This is a genomic window from Bathymodiolus heckerae thiotrophic gill symbiont (assembly GCF_900128515.1).
Taxonomy (GTDB): Bacteria; Pseudomonadota; Gammaproteobacteria; order PS1; family Pseudothioglobaceae; genus Thioglobus_A.
The window spans coordinates 1-1,047 of sequence record NZ_FQTP01000230.1; the positions used below are offsets into that span (position 1 = coordinate 1).

Sequence of the window (1,047 nt, forward strand, 5' to 3'; positions counted from 1 at the left end):
CTCAATCGTTTCTAAATGATTTTTTCTATCGGTAAGCCAAGCCTGTACATTCGCCTTAGCTTGGTTAATTGCTTCACCCATTTTAGGACGCCCTTCTTTTGAGAGTTTTCCTAAGCCTTTTAGTAAAGCAGTTAGCTCACCCTTTTTACCCAAAAAGGTAACTCTGATTTCATCTAGGGCTTTTAGGTCCTGCGCATCAGTAATAGCAAGTTTGGCTTTTTCAAGAATTGGTTTAATCATTTAGTTTAATAATCTGGTATGAAAAAAGCCATGATAAATCATGGCTTTAGTTTGGACTACTTAGCAGCTTTTGCTATAGCCTCTTTTGCTTGATCTGCAATCTTAGCGAATGCAGGTTTATCAAAAATTGCAATATCTGATAAAACCTTACGATCAATCTCGATGCCTGCTTTATTTAGACCATCAATCATTCTTGAATAGCTTAAACCACAATTACGAGCTTCTGCGTTAATACGTACGATCCAAAGTCGGCGGAATTGACGACGCTTTTGGCGACGGTCACGGTATGCATATTGACCCGCTTTAATTACCGCTTGCTTAGCAACACGATACACTTTTGAACGTGCGCCATAATAACCTTTAGCTTTCTTTAAAATTTTCTTATGTCTTGCGTGCGCTTGCACACCTCTTGATACTCTTGCCATTTTCTATACTCCTTTAACTATATGGTAACATTCTACGAACCATTGGTACATCAACCTTCTCTACTGTATCAGGTGCGCGTAGGCTACGTTTTCTAGAAGTACTCTTTTTAGTCAAAATATGACGCAAGTGAGAGTGTTTACACTTGTAACCGCCACTGGCAGTTTTCTTGAAGCGCTTTGCAGCACCTCGGTTTGTTTTCATCTTCGGCATAATTTTCTCCTTGTCCTTCGGACATATTTGTCATTCTTGCGAATAACTTATTATAAAACTAAAGAAGCAACTAGATATAAATTGCTACTTCTTTTTCGATTTGGGTGCCAGCATCATGCCTAGCTGACGACCCTCTAATTTTGCTTTTTGTTCAACATTAGCAAATTCTTT

General features: G+C 38.6%; 2 protein-coding genes and 1 pseudogene. All 3 read right to left on the reverse strand.

Annotated elements, in window-relative coordinates; translation table 11 throughout:
* Positions 1–240, reverse strand: a pseudogene (locus tag BTHERMOSOX_RS11495) (phenylalanine--tRNA ligase subunit alpha); the annotation flags it as partial.
* A gap of 56 nt (positions 241–296) precedes the next feature.
* A complete protein-coding gene (gene rplT, locus BTHERMOSOX_RS11500) occupies positions 297–665 on the reverse strand; it encodes a 50S ribosomal protein L20 (protein ID WP_138121236.1) in 369 nt (122 codons plus the stop codon).
* Positions 666–678: 13 nt separating this feature from the next.
* Positions 679–876, reverse strand: a complete 198-nt coding sequence (gene rpmI / locus BTHERMOSOX_RS11505; protein WP_138121237.1) for a 50S ribosomal protein L35 — start codon at positions 874–876, stop codon at positions 679–681.
* Positions 877–1,047 lie beyond the last annotated feature (171 nt).

Bases quoted from the DNA above. Each gene is read 5' to 3' on its own strand.
- rplT (WP_138121236.1), bottom strand. From the start codon at position 665: ATGGCAAGAGTATCAAGAGGTGTGCAAGCGCACGCAAGACATAAGAAA.
- rpmI (WP_138121237.1), bottom strand. From the start codon at position 876: ATGCCGAAGATGAAAACAAACCGAGGTGCTGCAAAGCGCTTCAAGAAA.